Annotated in this window: 19 protein-coding genes and 1 pseudogene; 13 read left to right on the top strand and 7 right to left on the bottom strand. The window is 72.1% G+C overall.

Annotated features, from left to right (window positions below; all coding sequences use genetic code 11):
* The first annotated feature begins 240 nt into the window (after positions 1 to 240).
* Together ACWEJ6_RS49925 and ACWEJ6_RS49920 are read left to right on the top strand one after the other, a co-directional pair.
* Complete coding sequence (locus ACWEJ6_RS49925; protein WP_364326042.1) at positions 241 to 846, top strand: RNA polymerase sigma factor; 606 nt, start codon at positions 241 to 243, stop codon at positions 844 to 846.
* On the top strand, positions 836 to 1,864 hold the full coding sequence (locus tag ACWEJ6_RS49920; RefSeq protein WP_452432529.1) for a CU044_5270 family protein: 1,029 nt from the start codon (positions 836 to 838) through the stop codon (positions 1,862 to 1,864). The genes ACWEJ6_RS49925 and ACWEJ6_RS49920 overlap by 11 nt, the downstream gene beginning before the upstream one ends.
* Before the next feature lie 236 nt (positions 1,865 to 2,100).
* Here the strand turns inward: ACWEJ6_RS49920 and ACWEJ6_RS49915 are convergent, their stop codons facing one another.
* From ACWEJ6_RS49915 to ACWEJ6_RS49905, 3 genes are all read right to left on the bottom strand, one after another.
* The gene (locus ACWEJ6_RS49915; protein WP_452432528.1) at positions 2,101 to 3,504 is read right to left on the bottom strand and encodes a hypothetical protein; all 1,404 of its coding nucleotides are present in this window, start codon (positions 3,502 to 3,504) and stop codon (positions 2,101 to 2,103) included.
* Between the two features lie 105 nt (positions 3,505 to 3,609).
* Positions 3,610 to 5,361, bottom strand: a complete 1,752-nt coding sequence (locus tag ACWEJ6_RS49910; RefSeq protein WP_387669010.1) for an acetyl/propionyl/methylcrotonyl-CoA carboxylase subunit alpha — start codon at positions 5,359 to 5,361, stop codon at positions 3,610 to 3,612.
* A 36-nt stretch (positions 5,362 to 5,397) separates the two neighbouring features.
* A complete protein-coding gene (locus ACWEJ6_RS49905) occupies positions 5,398 to 6,117 on the bottom strand; it encodes an SDR family NAD(P)-dependent oxidoreductase (protein ID WP_452432526.1) in 720 nt (239 codons plus the stop codon).
* 124 nt (positions 6,118 to 6,241) lie between these two features.
* On the opposite strand from ACWEJ6_RS49905, the gene ACWEJ6_RS49900 reads away from it, so the two are divergent.
* From ACWEJ6_RS49900 to ACWEJ6_RS49890, 3 genes are all read left to right on the top strand, one after another.
* Positions 6,242 to 6,514 carry a WXG100 family type VII secretion target gene (locus ACWEJ6_RS49900; RefSeq protein ID WP_352326956.1) on the top strand — a complete coding sequence of 91 codons (273 nt, stop codon included), beginning with the start codon at positions 6,242 to 6,244 and terminating at the stop codon, positions 6,512 to 6,514.
* A 90-nt stretch (positions 6,515 to 6,604) separates the two neighbouring features.
* Positions 6,605 to 7,753 carry a S8 family serine peptidase gene (locus ACWEJ6_RS49895; protein ID WP_387669005.1) on the top strand — a complete coding sequence of 383 codons (1,149 nt, stop codon included), beginning with the start codon at positions 6,605 to 6,607 and terminating at the stop codon, positions 7,751 to 7,753.
* Between the two features lie 90 nt (positions 7,754 to 7,843).
* Positions 7,844 to 10,252 (top strand): protein kinase domain-containing protein, encoded by a 2,409-nt coding sequence (locus ACWEJ6_RS49890; RefSeq protein WP_452432525.1) that lies wholly within the window; start codon positions 7,844 to 7,846, stop codon positions 10,250 to 10,252.
* Between the two features lie 149 nt (positions 10,253 to 10,401).
* Here the strand turns inward: ACWEJ6_RS49890 and ACWEJ6_RS49885 are convergent, their stop codons facing one another.
* From ACWEJ6_RS49885 to eccCa, 3 genes are read right to left on the bottom strand one after another with little or no spacing between them, the layout of a single operon-like run.
* Positions 10,402 to 11,472, bottom strand: a complete 1,071-nt coding sequence (locus ACWEJ6_RS49885) for a transglycosylase SLT domain-containing protein (protein WP_452432524.1) — start codon at positions 11,470 to 11,472, stop codon at positions 10,402 to 10,404.
* Positions 11,469 to 11,753, bottom strand: coding sequence for a hypothetical protein (locus ACWEJ6_RS49880; RefSeq protein WP_452432523.1), 285 nt, complete (start codon positions 11,751 to 11,753; stop codon positions 11,469 to 11,471). The genes ACWEJ6_RS49885 and ACWEJ6_RS49880 overlap by 4 nt, the downstream gene beginning before the upstream one ends.
* Positions 11,753 to 15,742 carry a type VII secretion protein EccCa gene (eccCa, locus tag ACWEJ6_RS49875; RefSeq protein ID WP_452432521.1) on the bottom strand — a complete coding sequence of 1,330 codons (3,990 nt, stop codon included), beginning with the start codon at positions 15,740 to 15,742 and terminating at the stop codon, positions 11,753 to 11,755. The genes ACWEJ6_RS49880 and eccCa overlap by 1 nt, the downstream gene beginning before the upstream one ends.
* 183 nt (positions 15,743 to 15,925) lie before the next feature.
* Here eccCa and eccD point away from each other — a divergent pair, with 183 nt between their 5' ends.
* The 8 genes from eccD (at position 15,926) to ACWEJ6_RS49835 (ending at position 22,222) form a co-directional block, all read left to right on the top strand.
* Positions 15,926 to 17,281 (top strand): type VII secretion integral membrane protein EccD, encoded by a 1,356-nt coding sequence (gene eccD, locus ACWEJ6_RS49870; protein ID WP_387668995.1) that lies wholly within the window; start codon positions 15,926 to 15,928, stop codon positions 17,279 to 17,281.
* Between the two features lie 82 nt (positions 17,282 to 17,363).
* Entirely contained in the window at positions 17,364 to 17,807 is a 444-nt protein-coding gene (locus ACWEJ6_RS49865; protein ID WP_452432519.1) for a YbaB/EbfC family nucleoid-associated protein, read from the top strand.
* A 126-nt stretch (positions 17,808 to 17,933) separates the two neighbouring features.
* The gene (locus ACWEJ6_RS49860; RefSeq protein WP_358282492.1) at positions 17,934 to 18,260 is read left to right on the top strand and encodes a WXG100 family type VII secretion target; all 327 of its coding nucleotides are present in this window, start codon (positions 17,934 to 17,936) and stop codon (positions 18,258 to 18,260) included.
* Positions 18,261 to 18,273: 13 nt separating this feature from the next.
* Positions 18,274 to 18,588, top strand: coding sequence for a WXG100 family type VII secretion target (locus ACWEJ6_RS49855; RefSeq protein WP_357994585.1), 315 nt, complete (start codon positions 18,274 to 18,276; stop codon positions 18,586 to 18,588).
* A gap of 52 nt (positions 18,589 to 18,640) precedes the next feature.
* Complete coding sequence (locus ACWEJ6_RS49850; protein WP_352361899.1) at positions 18,641 to 19,045, top strand: hypothetical protein; 405 nt, start codon at positions 18,641 to 18,643, stop codon at positions 19,043 to 19,045.
* Positions 19,046 to 19,051: 6 nt separating this feature from the next.
* Positions 19,052 to 20,476 carry a hypothetical protein gene (locus tag ACWEJ6_RS49845; protein WP_452432517.1) on the top strand — a complete coding sequence of 475 codons (1,425 nt, stop codon included), beginning with the start codon at positions 19,052 to 19,054 and terminating at the stop codon, positions 20,474 to 20,476.
* Between the two features lie 10 nt (positions 20,477 to 20,486).
* Positions 20,487 to 20,945: a hypothetical protein gene (locus ACWEJ6_RS49840; RefSeq protein ID WP_452432516.1), complete on the top strand. Its 459-nt coding sequence runs from the start codon at positions 20,487 to 20,489 to the stop codon at positions 20,943 to 20,945.
* A gap of 5 nt (positions 20,946 to 20,950) precedes the next feature.
* Positions 20,951 to 22,222 (top strand): hypothetical protein, encoded by a 1,272-nt coding sequence (locus tag ACWEJ6_RS49835; protein WP_452432514.1) that lies wholly within the window; start codon positions 20,951 to 20,953, stop codon positions 22,220 to 22,222.
* A gap of 130 nt (positions 22,223 to 22,352) precedes the next feature.
* Here the strand turns inward: ACWEJ6_RS49835 and ACWEJ6_RS49830 are convergent.
* A pseudogene (locus tag ACWEJ6_RS49830) lies at positions 22,353 to 22,428 on the bottom strand (cell division ATP-binding protein FtsE); the annotation flags it as partial.

Here is a 22,428-nt window from a genome sequence, read left to right as displayed (position 1 = left end):
GTTCTGTCTTTTTTTTGTGTTTTTGCTTTGTTTGGTTTGTGGTGTTGTTGTTGTGGGGCTCTCACCCCCCCCCCCCCCCCCCCCGCTGGGGGTGTGGGGGCTTGCCCCCACATGGACGCAGCCTGAGCCCACGTCGCGCGAAGCGCGCCCATCGGCGAAGCCCTTCGTGGCCTGTACGAGAACCGGATCCGAGCTATCGGGTGAAAGGGGGTGTTCAGCCCGAAGAACGGAGCCAAGAGTTTGACGCAGGACACCGAGGTGGACGACGCGGAGGTGATCAGACGTGCCCGCAGCGACCCCGCCGCCTTCTCGGCGTTGTACGACCGGCACGCCCCCGCGCTCCACAGATATGTCACCCGCCGCCTGGGCGATTCGCTGGCCGACGACATCGTGGCCGAGACGTTCCTGGACGCCTTCCGCCGTCTCGCCCGCTACGACACCGCCCACCGCGACGCCCGCCCCTGGCTGTACGGCATCGCCGCCAACCTGATCGGCAAGCACCGCCGTACCGAGACCAGGGCCTACCGCGCCCTGGCCAGGACGGGCCTCGACGCGGTGGCCGAGAGCTACGCCGACCGGGTGGCGGCCCGCGTGTCGGCCGGGGCGGCGCACCGCGAGCTGGCGGGGGCGCTCGCGACGCTGTCGCCGCCGGACCGCGAGGTGCTGCTGATGATCGCCTGGGCGGACCTCAGTTACGAGGAGGTCGCCCGCGCGCTCGGCGTCCCGATCGGGACCGTGCGGTCGCGCCTGCACCGCGCCAGGAGGAAGACCCGGGCGGCCCTCGGCGGCATCGACCCGTCAGCCCTCTACGACACCGACGAGGAGGATCCCGGCCGTGGACGATGACCTCACGCTCCTGCGCGAGCTGCGCGCGGACGCCCCCGAACCCGACGCCGACCGCCTGCGCGCCGTGCGCGCCCGAGCCCTCGCCCCGGCGTCGGCCCCGGCGTCGGGCCGAGCCCGGGCCCGGAGGCGGCGCCGGTTCTGGGCGGTGCCGTCGCTGCTGGCCGTCGCGACAGCCGCCGCCGCCGCCGCCGTCGTCGTCGTGGCGGTGAACGGTTCCCACGCCCCGGCCCCGCCCCCGCCGGACGCCGTGACCACCATGCCGGTACGGGCCGAGACCGTGCTGCGCCAAGCCGCCCTGGTGGCCGAGGGACGCCGCCGGCGCCACGAGCCGCGGCCCGACCAGTGGTTGTACCGGAAGGACCTGGTCAAGCAGCCCGGCGAGGAGCGAGGCACGGTCCAGGAATACTGGACCCGGTACGACGGCACCCGCCAGGCCCTCCGCCAGAACGGCGGCCCCCTGGAATTCCAGGACATCACCCCCGACCCGGGCGACGACGACCTGACACCCCGGCAGTACGCGGCCAAGTTCGCCGACCTGCCCACCGATCCCGCCGCGCTGCTGGACCACGTCAGGGGCGATCGGCACTGGTCGACCTCGCCGAAGGGCGCGGACGCGGAGCAGCCGGACGCGCGGGCGTTCCGCGTGTTGTCGGTCTACCTCGACGCGGGCGTCCCCATGCCGCCGCGGGTCGAGGCCGCCGTCTTCCGCGCGCTCGCCGAGCTGCCCGGAGTGCGGGTGGACCTCGGCGTACGGGACGCGGCGGGCCGGGCGGGGATCGGCGTCGCCTACGAGCCGGCCGGTTCCGTCCCCGGCGGGTCGACGCGGGACGCGCAGGGGCGGATCGTCTCGCGGTCGTACCTGGTGCTGGACGCCGCGACCTACCGTTTCCTCGGCAGGCGCGTGGACAACCTCCAGGACGAGGTCCTCGGCGGCGAGGTGCTGGCCCGCAAGGGCACGTTCTACGCGAGCGCCGACCTGGCGGCGGGCGTGGTGGACGAACCAGGCCGGCTCCCCTGACCTCCGTCCCCCGCAGGTAGGCGTGCGGGTCGGCGGACCGCACCCGCCGCCGACGGACGTACAGCCGCACCAGGCAGTCCTGCAGCAGCTCCTCGCCCGGTGCCGGTCGCCGGCGAGCAGGACGGCGACGGCCATGTGCCTGTCCCGGAAGCGGGCCGGGAAGGTTGACACCGGAACGCGAAAAGGGCGCGCCCCCCGGAAAGGGAGGGCGCGCCCGTCAGGGGCGGCGCAGGGGTTTACCAGTCGCCGCCGCCGAAGTCACCGCCACCGAAGTCGCCGCCGCCGCCGCCGAAGTCGCCCCAGCCGCCGCCTCCGCCGCCGAAGTCGCCGCCGCCGCCGAAGTCACCGCCGCCGAGGTCGCCGCCGCCGCCGTCCTGGTAGCCCTCGGCGTAGCCGGCGCCGTAGCCGCCGCCGCCCCAGCCGCCGTGGAACATGCTGCCCATCATCGTGCCGATGAACATGCCGGTCATGATGTCGCCGAAGCCGCCGTAGTAGCCGTAGGCGTACGGCTGGTAGGCCGGGCCCGCGTCGTAGTAGGGGCGACGGTGACCGTCGACCATGACCTCGCGCATCTGCGGGTCGAAGCCGCGCTCGACGGCCTCGGCGTCCATCGCGCAGGCCGGCACGTCGCGCACCGCGCCGCCGGGCGGGGCCCAGCGCACGTCACGGGCCGACGGGCCGTGCTGCGGGTTGAAGAAGCAGGGAGCGCGCCGCTCGGGGATCGGCTGGTTGTTGACCTTGGCCTTCACCACGGCCAGCGCGTAACGGCCGTCCTCAAGGGTCTGGGTGACCTCGCGGACCTGGTCGGGCCGCTGGACCGCGTTGAGCTGGACCTTGGCCTTCTCGTAGGAGTCGAGCGCCTGCTGCCACTCGGTGATGTGCCCGCCGCCCTGGCCGGCGAGGGTGACGTCGGTGTCGAGCTCGGTGATCTCCTCGCCCAGCTTGGTGACGTCCTCCTCAACGGTCTGCTTGACCGCGGCGAGGTCCTTGGCCTCCTGGATGGCGCGCTTCTTCTTCTTGTTCTTGGAGTAGAGGAAGTAGCCGCCACCGCCGACCACCAGCAGGCCGAGCAGGGCCACCAGCGCGAACTGGCCGCCGGCGCCGGGATTGGCCTGGCTGCTGGGGCTGAGGGCGCCGCTGCGGTCGTTCTTGCCCGCCGCGTCGACCCGGTTCGCGAAGTCCTTCACGCCCGCGACGATGTCGCCCGAGTTGGCGTCCACCGAGAGCTTGACCAGCTGGCCGGCGAGGTTGTTCCGCAGGGCGTTGGACCCGGCGAACATCGTCTCGCCGTCGAACACCACCACCGTCACCCGGGGGCGACCGGCCTCGACCAGCGCCTTGCCCAGCGACGACAGGTACGGCCCGACGGTGGAGTTGTCAAAGGTGCCGTCGGGCAGCGCGACAGCGTAGATCTTGCTGTCGGCGTCCTTCAGCGCGTCGTTGATGTCACTCTGCTGGCTGGAGCTCAAGGGGGAGCCCGACACCACGTAGAGCGGGGCCTTCTTCCAGTTTTGCACCACAGTCTGTGCGTCAGGTGGCGCCGCCGCCGCGTTGGCGGCAGGGGACAGCGTGAGAACGACGAACAGCCCGGCGATCAGAGCCGCGATCGCGGCCCCTGCTCGGCGCAGCGAATGGGTCATTGGCAGCAAGCCTCCTTCGCCCATGAGGACGAACGGGCGGTCGGCAAAGTTCCTCACTGGGCACGTTACCTGCCTGCGACGGCGCGCAGGCACAGGGGAGCGGGCTCAGGCGTCCTTGATCTCGCAGATCGTGGCGCCCGACGTGACGGTCTGGCCGACGGCGGCCGACAGGCCCGTGACGGTGCCCGACTTGTGGGCCGTCAGCGGCTGCTCCATCTTCATGGCCTCCAGCACCACGACCGTGTCGCCCTCGCTCACCACGTCGCCGTCGTTCGCGACGACCTTGACGATCGTGCCCTGCATCGGGCTGACCAGCGCGTCGCCGCCGGCCGTCGCGTGCTTGCGCGCGCCGCCGGAACGGCGCGGCGCCTTGGCCGCGGCGGGCGCGGGGCCGGCCATGCCGAGCCCGGCCGGGAGCACCACCTCAAGGCGCTTGCCGCCGACCTCGACCGTCACCGTCTCGCGCGCCGCCGGAGCTGCCGGCGCGGTGGCCACCTCGCCTGCGTACGGTTCGACCGGGTTGTCCCACTCGGTCTCGATCCACCGCGTGTGTACGGCGAACGGCTCCGACGTGAACGCCGGGTCGGTCACGACCGCCCGGTGGAAGGGCAGCACCGTCGGCATGCCGTCGATCTCGAACTCGGCCAGCGCCCGCCGGGCCCGGTCGAGAGCCTCGTGACGGGTGCGCCCGGTCACGATCAGCTTGGCCACCAGCGAGTCGAACGTCTGCGGCACCGTCATCCCGGCCTCGTAGCCCGAGTCGAGGCGGACGCCGGGCCCGGCCGGGGCGCGCATGGCGGTCAGCGTGCCGGGGGCGGGCAGGAAGTTGCGGCCGGCGTCCTCGGCGTTGATCCGGAACTCGATCGAGTGGCCGCGCAGGGCGGGGTCGTCGTAGCCCAGGAGCTCGCCGTCGGCGATCCGGAACATCTCGCGCACCAGGTCGACGCCCGCGACCTCCTCGCTCACCGGGTGCTCGACCTGCAGGCGGGTGTTGACCTCCAGGAAGGAGATCGTGCCGTCCTGGCCGACGAGGAACTCGCAGGTGCCCGCGCCGACGTAGCCGGCCTCCTTCAGGATGGCCTTGGAGCTGGTGTAGAGGATGTCGATCTGCTCCGGCGACAGGAACGGCGCGGGCGCCTCCTCCACCAGCTTCTGGTGGCGGCGCTGGAGCGAGCAGTCGCGGGTGCTGACCACGACCACGTTGCCCGCGTGGTCGGCCAGGCACTGGGTCTCGACGTGCCGGGGACGGTCGAGGTAACGCTCGACGAAGCACTCGCCCCTGCCGAAGGCGGCCACGGCCTCGCGCACGGCGGACTCGTACAGCTCGGCGACCTCCTCCAGCCTGCGCGCGACCTTGATGCCGCGGCCGCCGCCGCCGTACGCGGCCTTGATCGCGATCGGCAGCCCGTGCTTCTCGGCGAAGGCCACGACCTCCTCGGCGCCGGAGACCGGGTCCTTGGTGCCGGCCACCAGCGGCGCGCCGACCTTCTGCGCGATGTGCCTGGCCTGCACCTTGTCGCCCAGCGCGGCGATGGCGGCCGGGGGCGGCCCGATCCAGGTGAGGCCGGCCTCGATGACGGCCTCGGCGAACGAGGCGTTCTCGGCCAGGAAGCCGTAGCCGGGATGGACGGCGTCGGCGCCGGAGCGCGCGGCGACGTCGAGCAGCTTGGCGATGTCGAGGTAGGTCTCGGCGGGGGACTGCCCGCCCAGCGCGTACGCCTCGTCGGCCACCCTGACGTGCAGGGCGTCGATGTCTTGGTCGGCGTAGACGGCCACGCTGCCGATCCCCGCGTCCGTGCACGCGCGGGCCACCCGTACGGCGATCTCGCCGCGATTGGCGATCAGAACCTTCCGCACCGACCTTCGTCCCTTCCTCGTGGTCCTCGTGAGTGCTCAGCGGCCGAGGTACGCGCCGCCGTTCAGATGCAGCACCTGCCCCGTCATGTGCCCGGCTCCCGCGGATGCCAGGAAGAGAACGGTATCGGCCACGTCGGAGGGGGTGCCAGGGCGGCCGTTACGCGTGTTCTGCACGCGGGCCCTGATGCCCTCCTCGGTGAGCCTGCCGCGGAAGAACTCGGTCTCCATCACCAGGCCGGGAGCCACGACGTTGGCGGTGATGCCCCGGGGGCCCAGCTCGGCGGCCAGGTCGGCGGTCCAGGACTCGACGGCGGCCTTGGCGGCGCCGTACGAGCCGGACCCGGTGCCGCGCGCGGCGATCGAGCCGATGGAGACGATCCGGCCGCCCTCGCCCATGCGCGGCGCGAGCGCGGTCGTGACCAGCACGGCGGACAGCAGGTTGGCGTTGAGGTTGGCCTGCCACGCCCCGGCGACGTCCGCCAGGTCGCCGGACTGCTCGCGTTCCAGGTTCGTGTTGCCCCCGGCGTTGTTGACCAGGACGTCCACGTGGGCGGGCAGGCTGTCGAGCGCGCCCTGGACGGCGGCCGGGCTCGCGGCGTCGAACGGCACGTACGCCGCCCCCAGCCGCGCGGCGGCCTCCTTCAGCACGTGCTCGCGCCGGCCGGTGATCGTGACGCGGTCGCCGAGGGCGGCGAACGCCTCGGCGATCGCGTAACCGATGCCGGTGCCGCCACCCGTCACCACGACCTCGCGCATGAGTGGATCACTCCTTTAGATCCGAATAATCCTCTGGACGACCATAGCCGCTCGGCATAACGGGGGCGACGGGCGGTGGCCCGCTTTATGGTGAGGGCGCTTTCACCAGTTCCAGGAGGTATGCATGAGCCAGAGTATGCTCGGCGGCAACCCCGCGGAAATGCAGCAGATGGCCAGCCAGTTCACGCAGCAGTCAGAGGCGCTCCGCACCATCATGACCGCGCTCGACCGCGAGGCGGCCAAGGTCGGCACCGCGTGGACGGGCCCCGGAGCCCAGCGTTTCAGTCAGGCCTGGCAGAACTACCGCACGGCCTTCCAGCGCATGACCGAGGAGCTGCAGGAGGCTTCCCGGGTCATCGGCACGTACCAGCGGAACATCGAGTCCGCCACGCAGTGAGCACGGACAGGGGCCCTGGCCCGCCGCCGGGGCTTCTTCCGTCGTGAGGGGAGCTTTCCTCCCGGATCGGGCAGGCTACGCTCTTTCTCCATGATTGGTCGCGCCTTGGCGGCGAGCGTGCTCGCCCTGCAGTTCGCGGCGGCGCCGGCGCAGGCCGCGCCCGTGCGGTGCACGCCCAAGAAGGCCACCATGGCGATCGCCGAGACCTGGGCGCAGCGGCGGGTCAACGCGGAGAAGGTGTGGCCGCTGACCACGGGCCGGGGCGTCACGGTCGCCGTCATCGACAGCGGCGTGGACGAGACCCACCCCCAGATCCGGCTGGGCGGCAAGGCCGACCTCACCAACACCGGCTTTCGCGACTGCGTCGGCCACGGCACGGCGGTCGCCGGGCTCATCGCCGGCCAGCCGCGCAAGGACATCCCCTTCCACGGCGTCGCCCCCGGCGTGAGCCTGCTGTCGATCAAGTACGTCACCGGCGACAGGGGCGACGTGGGCCTGCTGTCCAAGGCCATCAAGACGGCCGTGGACGAGCACGCCGACGTGATCAACGTCTCCGTGGAGGCCTCCAACACCCCCGACCTGAAGGCGGCCGTCGACTACGCGCTGGAGCGGGACGTGGTGATCGTCGCCGCCGCCGGCAACCTGTCCAACGACGACGGCACCTCGACCCCCTCCTACCCCGCCGCGTACGACGGGGTGTTGTCGGTGGGCTCGGCGACCCCGGACGGCGGGCGCTCGACGTTCTCCAACCCCAACGCGGTCGCCGTGCTCGGCCCGGGGGAGGGCGTCAGCTCGACCTGGCCGCTCAAGGGGTACCAGTCCGCCCTGAAGGGCACCAGTTACGCCGCCCCGTACGTGACGGGCGTGGTCGCGCTCGTCCGCGCGCGGCATCCCGGGCTGACGCAGCTCCAGGTGCGCAGGCGCATCACGCTGACCGCCGACGGCGCGTCCGGGACGGGCACCGGCGCCGGGATGGTGAACCCGCTGCTCGCGGTGACCGCGGTGCTGCCGTCGGAGCAGGTGGCCGTGGCGCCGCCGGTGCCGCCGCCGCTGCCCGCGACCGTCGTGCGCAAGGCCGTGCCGCCGGACCAGCGGTCGATGGAGGTCGCGACGGTGGTCGCGGCGGGCGGGTTCTCGCTGGTCGGGGTGGCGTTGGCGGCCTGGGTGTTCGTTCCCATGGGACGCAGGCGGCGCTGGCGCCCTGGCTCGCCGCCGGATATCGGGAGAATTGACGGTTAACTGTAAGAGTGGCCGCCCGAAACTGCTGATGCTTATGGGGCTTATTTGGTTAAATGTCTCTGATCATGACGGACTCCTGAAAGGACGGTCATGGTGGAGAAGGACTCCCCCCAGGCAGCAGTACCGGAGCGGATCGGCGATCACGAGATCGTGAGCCTGTTGGGACAGGGCCCGCGTGGCGCCGTTCATCTGGGCAAGGAGTCCGAGGACGCCGATCCGGTCGCCATCAAGACGCTGACCGTGGACCCCGCGGCCGACCCGGACTTCGTGACCCGGCTCAAGGACGTCAGCCGGGTGTCCAGCTCGTACGTGGCCCGCACGCTCGACGCCGGCGTCCAGGACGGCCTGCTCTACGTCGTACGTGAGCACGTCGAGGGACGTTCGCTGGCCGAGACCGTCGCCGCCGACGGCCCGCTGACCGGCGACGCGCTCGAACGCGTGGCGGTCGGCATGCTCACCGCGCTGACCGCGGTGCACCTGGCCGGATTCGCGCACCGAGGGCTCACCCCCGACAACGTGATCCTCACCGGCGAGGGGCTGCGCGTCACCGACATCGAGATCGGCGACCCGGCCGGCGAGGTCGGCTACCGCGCCCCCGAGCAGCTCAACGGCCTGCAGTACGGGCCCTACGCCGACGTCTTCGCCTGGGCGGCGACCGTGGTGTTCGCCGCCACCGGCTCCGCGCCGTTCGGCCAGGACGCGCACGCCGTGCTCACGGACGAGCCCAAGGTGGACGGGCTGCCCGATCCGCTGCGCCAGACGGTCCTCGCGGCGCTGTCCAAGGACGTGTCCGGGCGGCCCACGACGTACACGGCGCTGCTGCGCCTGCTGGGGGACGACAAGGCCCCCATGCCGGCGGCGCCGATCGAGGGCGTGCCGGTGCAGATGCCGCCGTCGCCGATGGCGCCGTCCGACCCGGCGGAGCTCGTCACCCTGATCGACGGCCAGCCGCCCGTGCCGGGCCAGCCTCCGGTCCCGGGCCAGCCGCCCGTCCCGGGCCAGCCCCCGGTGCTGCCCCTGGCCATCGAGGGCGCTCCGATCCCGAACGGCCCGATGCAGCCCGGCCCGATCCCGAACGGCCCGATCCCGAACGGCCCGATCCCCAACGGCCCGATGGCGCACGACCCGATGCAGCCCGGCCCGTTCGTGCCCGGTGTGCCGCCGCAGGGCCCGATGGGGCATGAGCCCATGCAGCCCGGCCCCATGCAGCCCGGCCCCATGCAGCCCGGCCCGATGCAGCCCGGCCCGATGCAGCACCTTCCCGTGAACGACGAGCCGGTGCAGGGCGTGCCGGTGCAGTACCCGCCGGTGCCCGTGCAGGCCGCCTGGGGGCCGCCGTCCGGACCGCAGAACCCGCCCGTGGAGCCGGCGCAGCCCGCGATGGCCGGTGCGGGCAGCACCGGACCGGCGCGCAAGCCGTTCCCCATCGGCCTGGTCGCCGGTGTGGTCGCGGTCATGCTGCTGTCGGCGATCGGCCTGTGGGGCGCGAGCCGCTACTCCTCCAGCGTCACCTTCGAGCCCGCCGCCGCGGCGGGCTCGGCGTCGCCCAGCTCGGGCGCGGCGGCGGCGGCCCAGAAGGCGGTCACCACCGTGCCCACGCAGCCCCAGCCCGAGGTCACCGCCCCCTGGGCGACCACGCCGTCCCCCGACGACGACGGCGTGGGCCCGCTGGTGCTGCCGGACGACGACACCTCCGCCGACACCCCGCAGGTGCCGGTGCTGACCACGGTGCCGACGCCGACGGCGACCCAGCAGCTGACGGTGCCGACGATCCAGCCGACCGTGCAGGAGCGGAAGACCACCAAGGAGCCCGAGCCGACGGCCACGGTCACCAGGACGGTCACCCCGACCCCCTCCGCGACGCAGACGCAGCAGCCGACCGAGACGCCCACCCAGAAGCCGACGCAGAAGCCGACCGAGGAGCCGACGCAGAAGCCCACGGAGAAGCCCACGGAGAAGCCGACCGAGAAGCCGACCGAGAAGCCGACCGAGAAGCCGACCGAGAAGCCGACCGAGGAGCCGACGCAGAAGCCCACGGAGAAGCCGACCGAGAAGCCCATCCAGGCTGCGCCGACCCAGACGCCCACGAAGGCGCCGGAGCCCAACCCCCAGAGGCCTACCCGGGCGCCGGAGCCTGCCAAGACCACCGCACCGCCGGTGACCAGGCCGACGCCGAACCCCTACACGCCGACGCAGGTGTGCGGATCCGGCTTCGTGGTCCAGCGGTCGACGCCGTTCGCCGGCGGCACGACGTACCAGCTCTACAGCAGCAGCACGGGTCAGAACTGCGTGGTCACCCTCAAGTCCGGCCCCGACGTCGGCAAGGCGACCCCGGTCAGCGCGACCCTGGAGGTGCAGGGCGGCCCGAGCAGCACCGACAGCGGCAACTACGAGTACTACGCCGGCCCGGTCAAGCTCCCCGCCAAGGGCAAGTGCGTGCGTTACGCGGGCAGCGCGGGCTCGGGCAACACCAGTGCGGACTGGGGGAACTGCGGCTAGGCCCGGTACAGAATCGAGATCGGACGGATCTCCTGCGTCATGCCCGGTGGCCGTGGTAGGCCATCGGGCATGACGTGACCTGCCGGACGCCTCATGGATCCGAAGCCTCCTGCGGCCGGGAGATCCGAACCCCGTACAGGCGCCAGGTCTCAGTATCCGCGGTAGCCGGAGCCGGTCTTCATGCCGACGACCCCCGGCACCGCGGACACACTGCCGTAGCGCTCGATCGAGTAGCGCACGCCCGCGATGATGTTGTCCACCGGGTTGTAGATGTCCCGGTGGCCGTCCAGGGCATGGGCGTCGAAGGTCGGGTCGATCGTCTGCATGAGCCCCTTGGAGGGGTGTCCGGCGGCGGCGTTGGAGTCCCACAGGTTGATCGCGTGCGGGTTCCCGCCGGACTCGTGCTGGATGATCATCCAGATGTCGTCGACGTTCATCTTCCCGACCGGGTAGCCGTGCTCCTTGAGGATGGCGACGGCCTCCTCGATCCACTGCTTCACCTTGCCCGTGGGCGCCGGCCCGCCGCCCGCGGGAGGGGGCGGGCCGCTGGAGCCGTAGCCGCCGATGATGGGGCTGCCGCCGGTGCCCGAATAGGGCGAGGTGTAGCTCTGGGTACGCCGCCAGTCGAACCGGTGCCCGGCGTCCGGCACGAACTCCTGGTCGCCGGCCGCCTTGATCTTGGCGAAGGTCGTCGTGCGCTCGCCCAGCGCCGTGCCGATGGCGTTCTTGGCGTCGGTGACGGCGTCCTTGGCGTCCTTGACCGGTTTTCTGGCGTTCTCGGTCTCCTCGCGGACCAGGCGGCCGATCTCGGCGTCCAGGTCATCCTGCTTGGCGTCGGGGTTGGCCGTCCGGTGGTTCTGGACGCGGGTGAGCAGGCGGTCGCAGATGCCGTCCACCTGGCGCTGGGAGCTCTCCAGCACGCCGGCGGCGGCGTCGAGCGCGTCGGCGCAGGAGTTGAGCGCGTCGTGCAGGCCCTGCCCGGCCCTGCCGTAGTCCCCCATGTAGCGGACGAACGCGTCCGCCGAGTCGCCCTCCCAGGCCAGGTCCACGGTGGTGACGGCGCTGCCGAGCTGGCCGGAGTCGGCGAGCACCTTGCCCGCCGCCGTACGCCAGCGCTTGGCGATGTTGCGGATCGCGCCCGGGTCGCCGCTCACCTGCCCGGCCAGCGCGGCCAGCGTGGGACCGCCGGGCAGGGCGTTGATCGCCTCCGGTGCGCTCATGCCGGGGAGTTCGCCTTCCGCACGTTGCTCTCCACCAGGTCCAGGGCGCGTTCGACGCTCTGGACGAGACTCTTGGCCTTGCCGAACTCGCGGTCGGCGACGCTCTCCACCTGGTCCACGGCGGTCGCGAGGGCCGCGGAGTCGGCCAGCTTGCCGAAGATCGAGGAGTCGGCGGCGCCGGCGGGGAAGCCCTCCGCCAGGTCGCCGAACTTGCCCGCCACGGTCTTTGCCGCGATGCGGCAGTCGTCCAGGGCCTCGAAGTGAATGTCCAGTCCTGCCATCACTCCTCCTCCGCCGGCGGCCAGAACGCCGTCTGCGCCAGCCGCGAGCCGAACCTTCTGTCCACCACGAAGCCGCGTCCCGGAGGCTGCGGCTGGGCGCGTACGTTGCCGAACAGGAAGCCCTCGTCCCTGCTGCCGGACAGGATCACCGCGGGGCTGGCCATGTCCTTGATGCGCTGGATCACCGGGTCGAACATGGCCCGGCCCAGGCCGCCCATGGCCCGCGACATGATCAGGTGCAGGCCGATGTCACGGGCCTGCGGCAGCAGCTCGACCAGCGGCAGCAGCGGGTTGTTGGACGTGGCCACCAGGTCGTAGTCGTCGACCACGATGTACAGGTCGGAGCCCTTCCACCAGTCGCGGGCGCGCAGCTGCTCGGGCGTGAGGTTGGCCGGCGGCAGGCGCTTGAGCAGGGCGTTGCGGGCGTCGTTGACCAGTTCGAGCGCGGCGGCGCTGGAGGCGGCGTAGCCGATGCGGTTCTCGCTGACCGCCGTGTCCAGCAGCGACCGGCGGTAGTCGATCACGATCATCATGGCCTCGCGCGGCGTGTGCCGGGCGACGACGTTCTCGGCGATCACCTTGAGCATGTTGGACTTGCCGCTCTCGGTGTCGCCGACCACGACGAAGTGCGGGTCGGCGTCGAAGTCGATCAGCACGGGCGCGAGCGCGGCCTCGTCCACGCCGATCGCGATCCGCGACTTGCCGGTCTCCTCCACGCCCGGCAGCGACGCGGCGGGCAGCACCGACGGCAGCAGCCTGACCTGCTTGGCGGGCGGGCCCTGCCAGGAGTCCCCGATCGCCTGCACCAGGCCCTGGAGACCGGCGGCCAGGTCGTCGGAGTCCTGCACGCCGTCGATCCTGGGCAGCGCGCCGAGGAAGTGCAGGCCGTCCTTGGTCAGGCCGCGTCCGGGCACGCCCTCCGGCACGGCCAGCGACTTCTTCCTGTTGATCTCGGACTCGTACGCGTCGCCGAGCTTGAGCTCCACCCGCGTGCCGAACAGGTCCCGGATGCCGGGCCGGAACTCCGACCACTTGCCGGTGGCCGCCACCACGTGGATGCCGTAGCCGAGGCCGCGCGCCGCCAGGTCGGTGATGACCGGCTCCAGGGCCTCGAAGTCCTGCCGGATCGTCAGCCAGCCGTCCACGACGAGGAAGATGTCGCCCCAGCCGTCGCCCTGGAGCGAGCCGTCGGCGACCCGCTTGCGGTAGGTGCTCATGGAGTCGACGCCGTTCTCGGTGAACTCCCGCTCCCGGTCGCGCAGGATCGAGGCGATCTCGGCCACCGTGCGGCGCACCCGGTCGGCGTCCAGCCTGGAGGCCACGCCGCCGACGTGCGGCAGCCCCTCCAGCGAGGCCAGCGCGCCGCCGCCGAAGTCCAGGCAGTAGAACTGCACCTCGCGGGGGGTGTGCGTGAGCGCCATGCTGGTGATCAGCGTGCGCAGGATCGTGCTCTTGCCGCTCTGCGGGCCGCCGGCCACGCCCACGTGCCCGGCCGCGCCGGACAGGTCCAGCCAGTACGGGTCCCGCCGCTGCTCGAACGGCCGGTCGATGATCCCCACCACGGCCTGCAACCGGCCGCGGCCGGTCCACCCGGCCGTGGACAGCCCCAGCTCGGGCGTGACCGTCAGCGGGGGCAGCAGGTGCGCCAGCGTGGGCGGCTCGGCCAGCGGCGGCAGCCAGATGCGGTGCGCGGGCGGCCCCTGGCCCACCAGGCGGCCGACGACGATGTCCAGGAGGCTCTGCTGCGCCTTGTTGCTCTCCTCCTGCGCCGCGGGGTCCTCGGGCGGCTCCTCGACCATCGGGACGGGCACGAAGTCGGGGCCGTACTCGACGATCTCCCGGACCGTCACCGAGCCGTCGGTGGTGGCGACGTGCCGCGGGTCGACCTGGTGGGGACCGGACACGTACGCGGCCTTGAACCGGGTCATGCCGGACGTGTCGAACTTCAGGTACCCGTTGCCCGGCGCGGACGGCAGCTCGTAGGCGTCGGCCACCCCCAGCACGACCCGGCTCTCCATGGCCGAGAACGTGCGCAGACCGATCCGGTACGAAAGGTGCGTGTCGAGCCCGCGCAGCCGTCCCTCCTCCAGCCGCTGCGAGGCCAGCAGCAGGTGCACGCCGAGCGAGCGCCCGAGCCGGCCGATCATCACGAACAGGTCGATGAACTCCGGCTTGGCCGTCAGCAGCTCGCTGAACTCGTCCAGGATGACGAACAGCGTGGGCAGCGGACGCAGGTTGGCGCCCTGCTCGCGGGCCCTCTCGTAGTCGCGCAGGGAGGCGTAGTTGCCGGCCGCGCGCAGCAGCTCCTGGCGGCGCACCATCTCGCCGTGCAGGGCGTCGTGCATGCGGTCCACGAGCGGCAGCTCGTCCTCCAGGTTCGTGATGACCGCGGAGACGTGGGAGAGGCCGTCCAGGCCGAGGAAGGTCGCGCCGCCCTTGAAGTCCACGAGCACGAAGTTGAGGATCTCCGAGGAGTGCGTGACCGCCAGGCCGAGCACCAGCGTGCGCAGCAGCTCGCTCTTGCCCGAGCCGGTCGCGCCGATGACCAGGCCGTGCGGGCCCATGCCGCCCTGGGCGGACTCCTTGATGTCCAGCTCGACCAGCCGGCCGTCGGCGCCGAGGCCGATCGGCACCCGCAGCCGGTTCCGTCCGGCGCGGGGCCGCCAGGTCACCGACGGCTCCAGGCGGGTGGGGTCGCCGACGCCGAGCAGCTCGGTCAGCGTCGTGTTCACCGCCAGCACGTCCTGGGCGTCGCCGCCCTTGGCCGAGGAGGCGCGCAGCGGCGCGAGCTGGCGGGCCAGCCCCTCGGCGCGCAGGTAGTCCAGCGCGTCGGGGTCGCCGAGCCGGTTGGTGTTCTCGCGGCCCGCGTGGTCCAGCTTGACCATGTGGAAGCCGGCGGCGTCGATGCGCAGCCGCAGCGTGCTGCGCTCCTCGACGGTCCCGGCCGAGTTCGACAGGTCGATCACGGTGACGCCGTCGATGGCGTCCGCGCCGAGCTGGGAGTCCTGCGGCACGTGCCCGCCGTCCAGGATGAGCACGTGGTACGGCAGCGCGTCCGGCGAGGCGCCCGGCTTGAAGCGGGCCCGCTCCTTCAGCTCCGCGCCCACCAGGCGGTCGAGCTGGGCCAGGTTCTCGGCCATGAGCCTGACCTGGCCGGCGCCGTCGGTCTCCTCCGGGTGCAGCGCGTGCGGCAGCCACTTGACCCAGTCCCAGTGGCTCATCCACTCCTTGCTCGCGCACACCATGATCCGCATGTCGTCGGGGGAGTGGAAGACGGCCATCTGCGCGATCATGGCCCGGACCAGGTCGCGGACCAGGGCGGGGTCGCCGTCCAGCTTGATGCGGGAGAAGGAGTGCAGCGCGACGGCGACCGGGAGGCGTTCGACGGTCGAGTGGGTGCGGATGAAGCGGCGCAGCGCGCCGGCCGACAGGGCGTCCAGGTCCTCGACCGGCTTGGAGTCCGGCGGGATGAGCTGGACGGCCAGCTTCTGGATGCCGGTGCCGAGGCGTACGGTGCTGAAGTCCTCGTCGCGGGGGCGGCGCTCCCACAGGCGCGGGCCCATCGCGGTCCACCACAGGGTGTCGGGGGCCGGGCCGCTCCACTCCAGGGCCTCGCGCTGCTGGATGGCCGCCTTGCGCACCTTCTTGCGGATCTGCGCCAGGTAGCGGAAGTAGTCGCGGCGGGCGCCGTTGAGCCGGGCCTTGCGCTCGCCGGCCTGGCGGCCCATCTGGCCGACCGTCATGCCGACCATCGAGAACGCGAACAGGCCGCTGGCGACGTACATGATGGGGTTGGCGTTGGTGCCCCCGGCGGTGAACATCAGGCCCATCGCCGCCGCGCCCGCCACCATCGGCAGGTACGTCAGCACCGCCATCATGCCTTGCGACTGGACCTCTGGGATCTCCGGTGGGGACTCCAGCAGGATCTCACCGCGCGGCGGCTTCGGGCTGGGGCGGCGCTCCGGGCGCCGTACTACGACGATGCTCACCCTTGTGACAGGCCCTTCTGGTGCTCGGAAGAACCTTCTTACCAGATGTGCCTAACGTCCGAGTTGAGGTCTGAGTTAACTCTGTCTCGCTATGTTGTGTTTGTGACATCGCTGGCCGAAATCCCCCCTCCACAGCAGGGCGCGTTGCACCAGGTGCCCGCTCCGCTCCCGCCGCTGTGCCACGTGACGGTGGTAGGGCCGCGCAGGAAGGCCGACCTGGCACTGCCCGCCGACATCCCGCTGCCGCACGTCCTGCCGGGGCTGCTCAGAGCCATGGGCGAGCTGGGCGGCGACATCGCCACCGCGCCCGGCTGGACGCTTCAGCGGCTCGGCGGCCCGCCCTTCGACCTGGGGCAGAGTCTCGGCGCGCTGGGCGTGCTGGACGGCGAGATCCTCTACCTGCGCCCGCGCGCGGTGTCGCTGCCGCCGACCAGGTTCGACGACGTCGCCGACGTGGTCGCCACCGGCGTGCGCGAGGGCAAGGGCAAGTGGTCACCCGACCTGACCCGCGGGCTCGGCGGCGGGGCGGCCTGCGGGCTGCTCGTCGCCGGCGCCGTGGCGCTGGCCTTCGGCGGCCTGACCCCCATGGTGACCGCGATCGTGGCCGGGGCGCTGGCGCTGCTGATCGTCGGCGTGGGGATGGCCATCTCGCGCGCGGTCGGCGACTCCGGCTCCGGCGCGCTGATCGGGTACGCCGCCCTCCCGTACGCGTTCCTGGCCGGGCTGCTGGCCCCGGCGGCCGGCGGCGGGCTGATGACCGTCGGCTCGCCGCAACTGCTCGGGGCCCTGGCCTGCACCGCGCTGGTGGCCACGCTCGGCGGCACCGCGATCGCGGACGGCGTGCCGGGCTTCCTCGGCACGGCCATCGCCTCGATGACCGGCGCGGTCTGCGCGGCCGTCGTCATGGTGACGGGGGCGTCGCCCGCGGGCGTGGCGGCCGTGGGCGCGGCCGTCGTGATGGCGCTCAGCCCGCTGGTGCCCGTGTTGTCGTTCCGGCTGGCCCGCGTGCCGCTGCCGGTCATGCCCACCAACGCCGAGGAGCTGCGCGGCGACAACCAGCGGCTCGACAGCGCCTCGGTGCTGGAGCGCACCGGCGCGGCGCGGCGGTACGCCACCGGCATGGTCGTGGGCGTCGCGCTGGTCGGGGCCGGGGCGCACGCGCTGTTCGTCGCGGACGGCCGGTGGATCTCGGTGGCGATGTCCGTGGTGCTGGCGTTCACGCAGATCATGCGGGCCCGGGTGTTCCAGGGCGTCGGGCAGCGGCTCTGGCTGCTGCTGGTCGGGCTGGCCGCGCTCGGCGCGGTGGCCGTGTCCGTCGGGGTCGGCGTGGGCGGCGTGGCCTCGGTGGCCGTGGTGCTCGGGCTGCTGTGGGCGGCCATGGTGGTCGTCGGCATGGGGGTGTGGCTGCCCGGCGGCAGGCCTTCGCCGTTCTGGGGGAGGGCCGCCGACATCCTCGAATGGGCGCTGATCGTCGCACTGGTGCCGCTGGCGCTCGGGGTGCTGGAGGTCTACGCCTGGGTACGCGGCCTGGCCGGTTAGCCGGCTCGTCCCGAAGTGAACATCACGAAGCCCTGATTGTGGTTAACTCGCACCGATGTGCCCTATGGGAGGGATGGTGTCGGTGACGGATTTCGGGGACTTCGGCAACATCGACATGGACCGGCTCCTGAACAGCATGGACGAGCAGCTGAGCAAGTCCGAGGAGCTGCAGAAGGCCATGTCCGCCCTGGTGGGCAGGGGAGAGGACGAAGGGCACCTGGTCGTCGTCGAGTACGCCCAGGAGGGCCTGCGCACCCTGGACATCCACCCGAAGGCGATGCGGCTGAGCGCCGCCGAGCTGTCGGAGCGGATCAAGGAGGCCATCGCGGCGGCGACCGCCGACCTGCAACGCCAGGCCGACGAGCTGCTGACCGAGATCTTCGGCGTGCACGGCAACCCGATGCGCATGCTGGAGAACCCCGACCGGGCGCTGCGCGAGGTCCGCAAGGCCGAGGCCAGCTACGAGCGGGCGTTTGAGGACGTAATGGGAGAACTCGACAGAATCCGCCGCGAACTGGACCTGTGATTGACCAGGGCGTTTGCTGACATGTCGAGAAGTTGTTACATCTTGGCCATTGGGTCTGCTGTTACTCCTGGGCAGTTTGGTGCTTATATGGTTTAGCGACCGAAATGATCGTTACGGAGGTGACAAGTGTCCGAATTCTTTGGGGCAAGCCCGAGCCAGATCAAGGTGGCCTCTGGCCACGTGGTGGACACCGCCCAGTACATCGAGGGTCTGAGGACGGCGGTGGAGACGACCGCCAACGGTCTTCTCGCGACCGGCTGGCTCGGCCCGGCGGCGGCCCGGTTCAAGAACGCCATGACCAACTGGGACAACTCCATGCGGAACGTACGGACCGACCTGGAGGGGATCGCCGACAAGATGGGCGTCAACGCGGTCGTCTACTCCGCGGCCGACCAGGACGTCCAGGCCGGCATGGGCCGCGTCGAGTCCCTGATCAACGTCGACATCAAGTAGGAGGGGGACCGCGGTGTCCGCTGAGCTCGACTTCACCAAAGTCAACTTTGGGCACATGGAGCTCGCCCAGGGCGACTTCATCAAGATCCTCGGCTCCTTCGAGAAGGCCACCGACGACCTGATGGCCCGGCTGAAGAACGACCTGGCCGGCCATTGGGAGGGCCCGGACGGCGCCGAGACGTTCTTCCGGCAGCACGAGCAGAAGTGGCAGGCCGCGGCCGCCCAGATGCGCGGGCAGCTGGACGAGCTGCAGAAGGCCGTCCAGATCGCGAACGAGAACTACCGCGCGGCCGAGAACCGCAACAAGTCCATCTGGTACGACGGCTGACATCTTCTGCTCGGCCACCCGCGCGGTGGCCGAGCCTGGTGATGGGAGGATCATGGCCGGGCTCGAACCCGAACCGTGGCCGGGGCTCGACGACACCGACGCCGAGCTCTACTACAACGTGGGCAAGATGCGGGCCATCGCCGACGACCTGGAGATCGCCCTGGCGCTCACGCAGGGCGCCGGCGGCAACAGGGACGGCGTCACCGGCTCGGTCGAGACCCTCACGAGGTACTTCGCGCTGGGCGAGGAGCACATCGGGCGGTGGCCGGCGGCCAGCGCCCTGGCGCACAGCGTGGGCAGCACCGGCGCGGACCCCGGCGGCCAGGTGTCGATGGAGGGCCGCGGAGCGCTGCTGACCGCCCTGTACCAGGACTACGTCGAGTGCTGCCAGAAGCTGGTCAAGGCCATCAGGGACAGCGCCGACAGTTACGCCAAGACGAACCCGGGCCGAGAGTGAGCAGCGTTGGCTGAGCGCAAGGTCGACATCCGTGACAATTCCCGGCGGCCGAAGAGCGAGCCGGTCACCGCGTCGCGGGAGCAGATCGAGGGATGGCTCAAGGCCACCTCCGCCATGGAGGTGCACGACCGGGGCCTGTCCTACAAGCAGGTGGCCAAGGTCATCCGCGGGGTGGCCGACGCGCTGCCGCAGATCGGCAAGGATCTGTCCGGCGCCTGGCGGTCGGACACCTCCGCCCAGGCGCAGCGGGCGCTCCAGCTGCTCCACGCCTCCGGGCGCGAGATCGCCGAGGCCATGGACAAGATGTCCGAGGCGCTGATCCTGTACGGGCGCGACTACCTGCCCAAGGCGATCGAGGAGGTCGAGGCCGCCAAGAACCAGAAGACGGCGGTCCCGGCGCCCTCGCCCGGCGCGGCGCCGAAGCCGCCGTCCGCGACGCCGTCGTCGTCGGTCACGCCGCCGGTGCTCGGGCCCGTGACCTCGCACAACGTGCCGGAGCCCGGGCCGGGCCCCACCAAGTCGCCCACGGAGATGCAGGCCGACGTGGCCCGGCGGGCGCTGGAGAAGCTCAACAACCACATCGTCGACCTGTACGACTTCCGGATCCCGGAGAGCGTCGTCGTCGAGCTGCCCGAGGTGAAGCCCGCCGAGGCGCCGGCTCCCGAACGGGACATGCCGCTCACCGACCGCTCGCCGTACGGGAAGGGCTCGTACTGGACCGGCGGCGGCCATGACAGCGGCGGCACGGGCGGCTCGACCGGCTCCGGCACGCACGGCGGCTCCGGAGGATCGGGCGGCTCGGGCGGTTCGGGCGGCTCCGGTGGTTCGGGCAGCGGCGGCACCGGCGGCCACGACGGCGGCACCGGCACCGACCCCCGCCCCGGGGACCAGACCCCCGGCGGCGACAACCCGGGCACCGACCGGCCGGACACCCCCGGGACGGACACCCCCGGCTCCGACCAGCCGGGCGGCCAGGGCGCCGGATCAGGGACCGGCGGCTCGGCCACCACCGGCGACGGCACCACGCCTCCCGTGCTCGACAACAACACCACCGGCGACCGCGCCACCCAGTCGCAGGACGTGGACGTCCGCGACCCGCGCGCCACCGAGACCGCCGGTTACCACCCGACCACCACCCCTGGGTACCCCGGCACCCCGAACCAGCCGTTCGTGACCCAGCCCGCCTACCCCTCGCCGTCCGCGGGGACGCCCGCGGTGATCGGCGGCCCCGGGTCGTACGTCCAGGGGAGCGCGCCCGCGGCGGCGGCCAGGACGGGCGCGATGGGCGGCGCCGGCATGCCGTTCATGCCGTTCGGCGGCAGCGGCGGACCGGCCCCCGAGGAGGGACAGGTCGAGACCTCGACCCTCCTGAAGGAGGACAACGACGTGTGGAGCCACCACGAGGGCTCCATCTCACCGGTGATCGGCTAAGGAGGCGGCCATGGCGCTCGAACTGGACCCCAACTGGCCCGGTCTCGACGGGGACAAGGACAACTACACCAACCGCACGGAGATCAAGCGCATCGCCGGCGAGCTGAGCGAGATGCTCAAGAAGCTGAAGACACCCACGCTCCCGCCGGTGACGCAGTTCCTGACCGCGCCGGGGCAGAAGGCCCCCGGGCCGAAGCTGCCCGAGGGCGCCGGCTCGCTGCCCGATCTCCAGCGCTACTGCGCGCTCAGCCAGGACCAGATGGGCGAGTGGCCCGCCGCCATGCACTTCGGGCTGGCGGTCAACTCGGCCTACTCCCAGCTGATCGGCGAGCCGGGTTCCACCAGCGGCCTGTACGCCGCCATGGTCGGGCAGGGCGACAGCACGGTGGAGGCGCTGCTCGAAATCTCCAAGGCCTCCGACGGCGCCGAGCAGGCGACCGAGGAAGCCGCCGCGCGGCGGGAGGCCTGACACCCATGGCCGAGCCCAAGAAGCAGACGTTCAAGCTCGTCTACAACACCGGCCCGGTCGACACCTCCACCCCGGAGGTGTCGTTCATGGGAAGCATGTTCAGCGACACGCTCGAAAAGGTCATGAAGTGGATCGACGCCACCGACCCGGAGTCGATCAAGCTCGCCGGCCTCTACTACACGCGGGCCGAGACGCTGCTGAACGGCTTCGCCGGTGAACTGAAGGCCAAGGCGGCCGAGCTGGCCAAGAACTACACGGGGCCGGCCGCCGTCGAGACGCAGAAGCAGCTCCAGACCCTGCACGCCAGCGTGCGCGAGCTGGCCAGGAAGCTCGGCGAGATGGGCCGCCCGGTCCATGCGTACGGCGAGACGCTGAACTGGGCGCAGGCCAACGTGGTCGAGTCGATGGACCACGACTCGCGCACCGACCGCGACGTGGACTGGGCCGGACGGGTGCCGTTCTACCGGCTGTACCGCGGGGACAAGCGGGCCGTCGAGCACCTCAAGAAGGTCAACGAGCGCATCGTCGAGCACTACAAGCAGCTGCCCGTCGAGGTCCAGACCGCGTTGCCGGACCCGAGCGTCCCGGAGCTGCCGGACTTCAACAACGGCGGTGGGAGCGTGCCGGGCGCGCCGGATCTGGGCGGCAAGGGCGGGGCGGGCAACATCCCCGTCTCCTCGATCGGTCCGGACGCCGTGCCGGGCGGCCCCGGGTACATCGACGGCAAGGTGCCGGGTGACGGGGGAACGGGCGCCTACCCGGCGGTCCACTATCCCGACGGCTCGGGCACGAACGGCTCCGGCGTGAACGTCGGCGGCGTCCAGGGCTACGACGCCGGGGACAACCCGTACGGCGGGGCCGACTCCTCGGCCCTGAACGGCGCCTCGCTGGGCTCCACGCCGCCGGTCTCGACCGCCGGCCTGCCGTCGGGCACCGGCGGCGACACCGCGAACCTGGCCGGGTACGACCCGTCCTTGTCGGGGATGCCCAACAGCGCCTTTCCCACGACGACGGGCGGCTCGCCCTACGGCGGCGCGGGATCGGGAGCCGGAGGCGGCTTCGGAGCGGCGGGCGTGGGCGGGGGCGGGGCGGCGGGCGCCGCCATGTACGGCGCCGGCGGCGGCTCCGGGTTCGTCGCTCCCGGCATGATGGGCGGAATGCCCGCTCGTGGCGGCGAGAGCGGCGAGAAGCACGACAGCGAGAACTCGACCTGGCTCGCCGAGGACGACGACGTGTGGGGCGGCCCGGAGGGCACCACGCCGAGCACGCTCACCTGAGGCCGCGCTGCGCGCTCGCCCGGCGCCAGGAGCCGCCGCACCACGCCTGCGGGCCGATCCTCGCGACCGGCCCGCCCCTGGCGCGCGGTCCACTGCCCGCCCGCAAGCCGCTCCCCGTGCGGGGAGCGAGGAGCAACCTGAAGTCCTGGAAGACGCAGCCGATGCGGCGGCGCAGGTGAGGCACCTTGAAGTTGGAGAGGCGGGCC

This window comes from Nonomuraea sp. NPDC004702, from assembly GCF_053601695.1.
The sequence above is the reverse complement of the archived record's forward strand: the minus strand, read 5'-3'. Positions and strand labels throughout refer to the sequence as shown.

What these genes read in the sequence shown, in the direction of transcription:
- ACWEJ6_RS49850 (WP_352361899.1), top strand. Translation starts at nt 18,641, where the DNA reads ATGGCCGGGCTCGAACCCGAACCGTGGCCGGGGCTCGACGACACCGAC.
- ACWEJ6_RS49905 (WP_452432526.1), bottom strand. Translation starts at nt 6,117, where the DNA reads ATGCGCGAGGTCGTGGTGACGGGTGGCGGCACCGGCATCGGTTACGCG.
- ACWEJ6_RS49900 (WP_352326956.1), top strand. Translation starts at nt 6,242, where the DNA reads ATGAGCCAGAGTATGCTCGGCGGCAACCCCGCGGAAATGCAGCAGATG.
- ACWEJ6_RS49885 (WP_452432524.1), bottom strand. Translation starts at nt 11,472, where the DNA reads ATGAGCGCACCGGAGGCGATCAACGCCCTGCCCGGCGGTCCCACGCTG.
- ACWEJ6_RS49890 (WP_452432525.1), top strand. Translation starts at nt 7,844, where the DNA reads ATGGTGGAGAAGGACTCCCCCCAGGCAGCAGTACCGGAGCGGATCGGC.
- ACWEJ6_RS49880 (WP_452432523.1), bottom strand. Translation starts at nt 11,753, where the DNA reads ATGGCAGGACTGGACATTCACTTCGAGGCCCTGGACGACTGCCGCATC.
- ACWEJ6_RS49835 (WP_452432514.1), top strand. Translation starts at nt 20,951, where the DNA reads ATGGCCGAGCCCAAGAAGCAGACGTTCAAGCTCGTCTACAACACCGGC.
- ACWEJ6_RS49840 (WP_452432516.1), top strand. Translation starts at nt 20,487, where the DNA reads ATGGCGCTCGAACTGGACCCCAACTGGCCCGGTCTCGACGGGGACAAG.
- ACWEJ6_RS49915 (WP_452432528.1), bottom strand. Translation starts at nt 3,504, where the DNA reads ATGACCCATTCGCTGCGCCGAGCAGGGGCCGCGATCGCGGCTCTGATC.
- ACWEJ6_RS49895 (WP_387669005.1), top strand. Translation starts at nt 6,605, where the DNA reads ATGATTGGTCGCGCCTTGGCGGCGAGCGTGCTCGCCCTGCAGTTCGCG.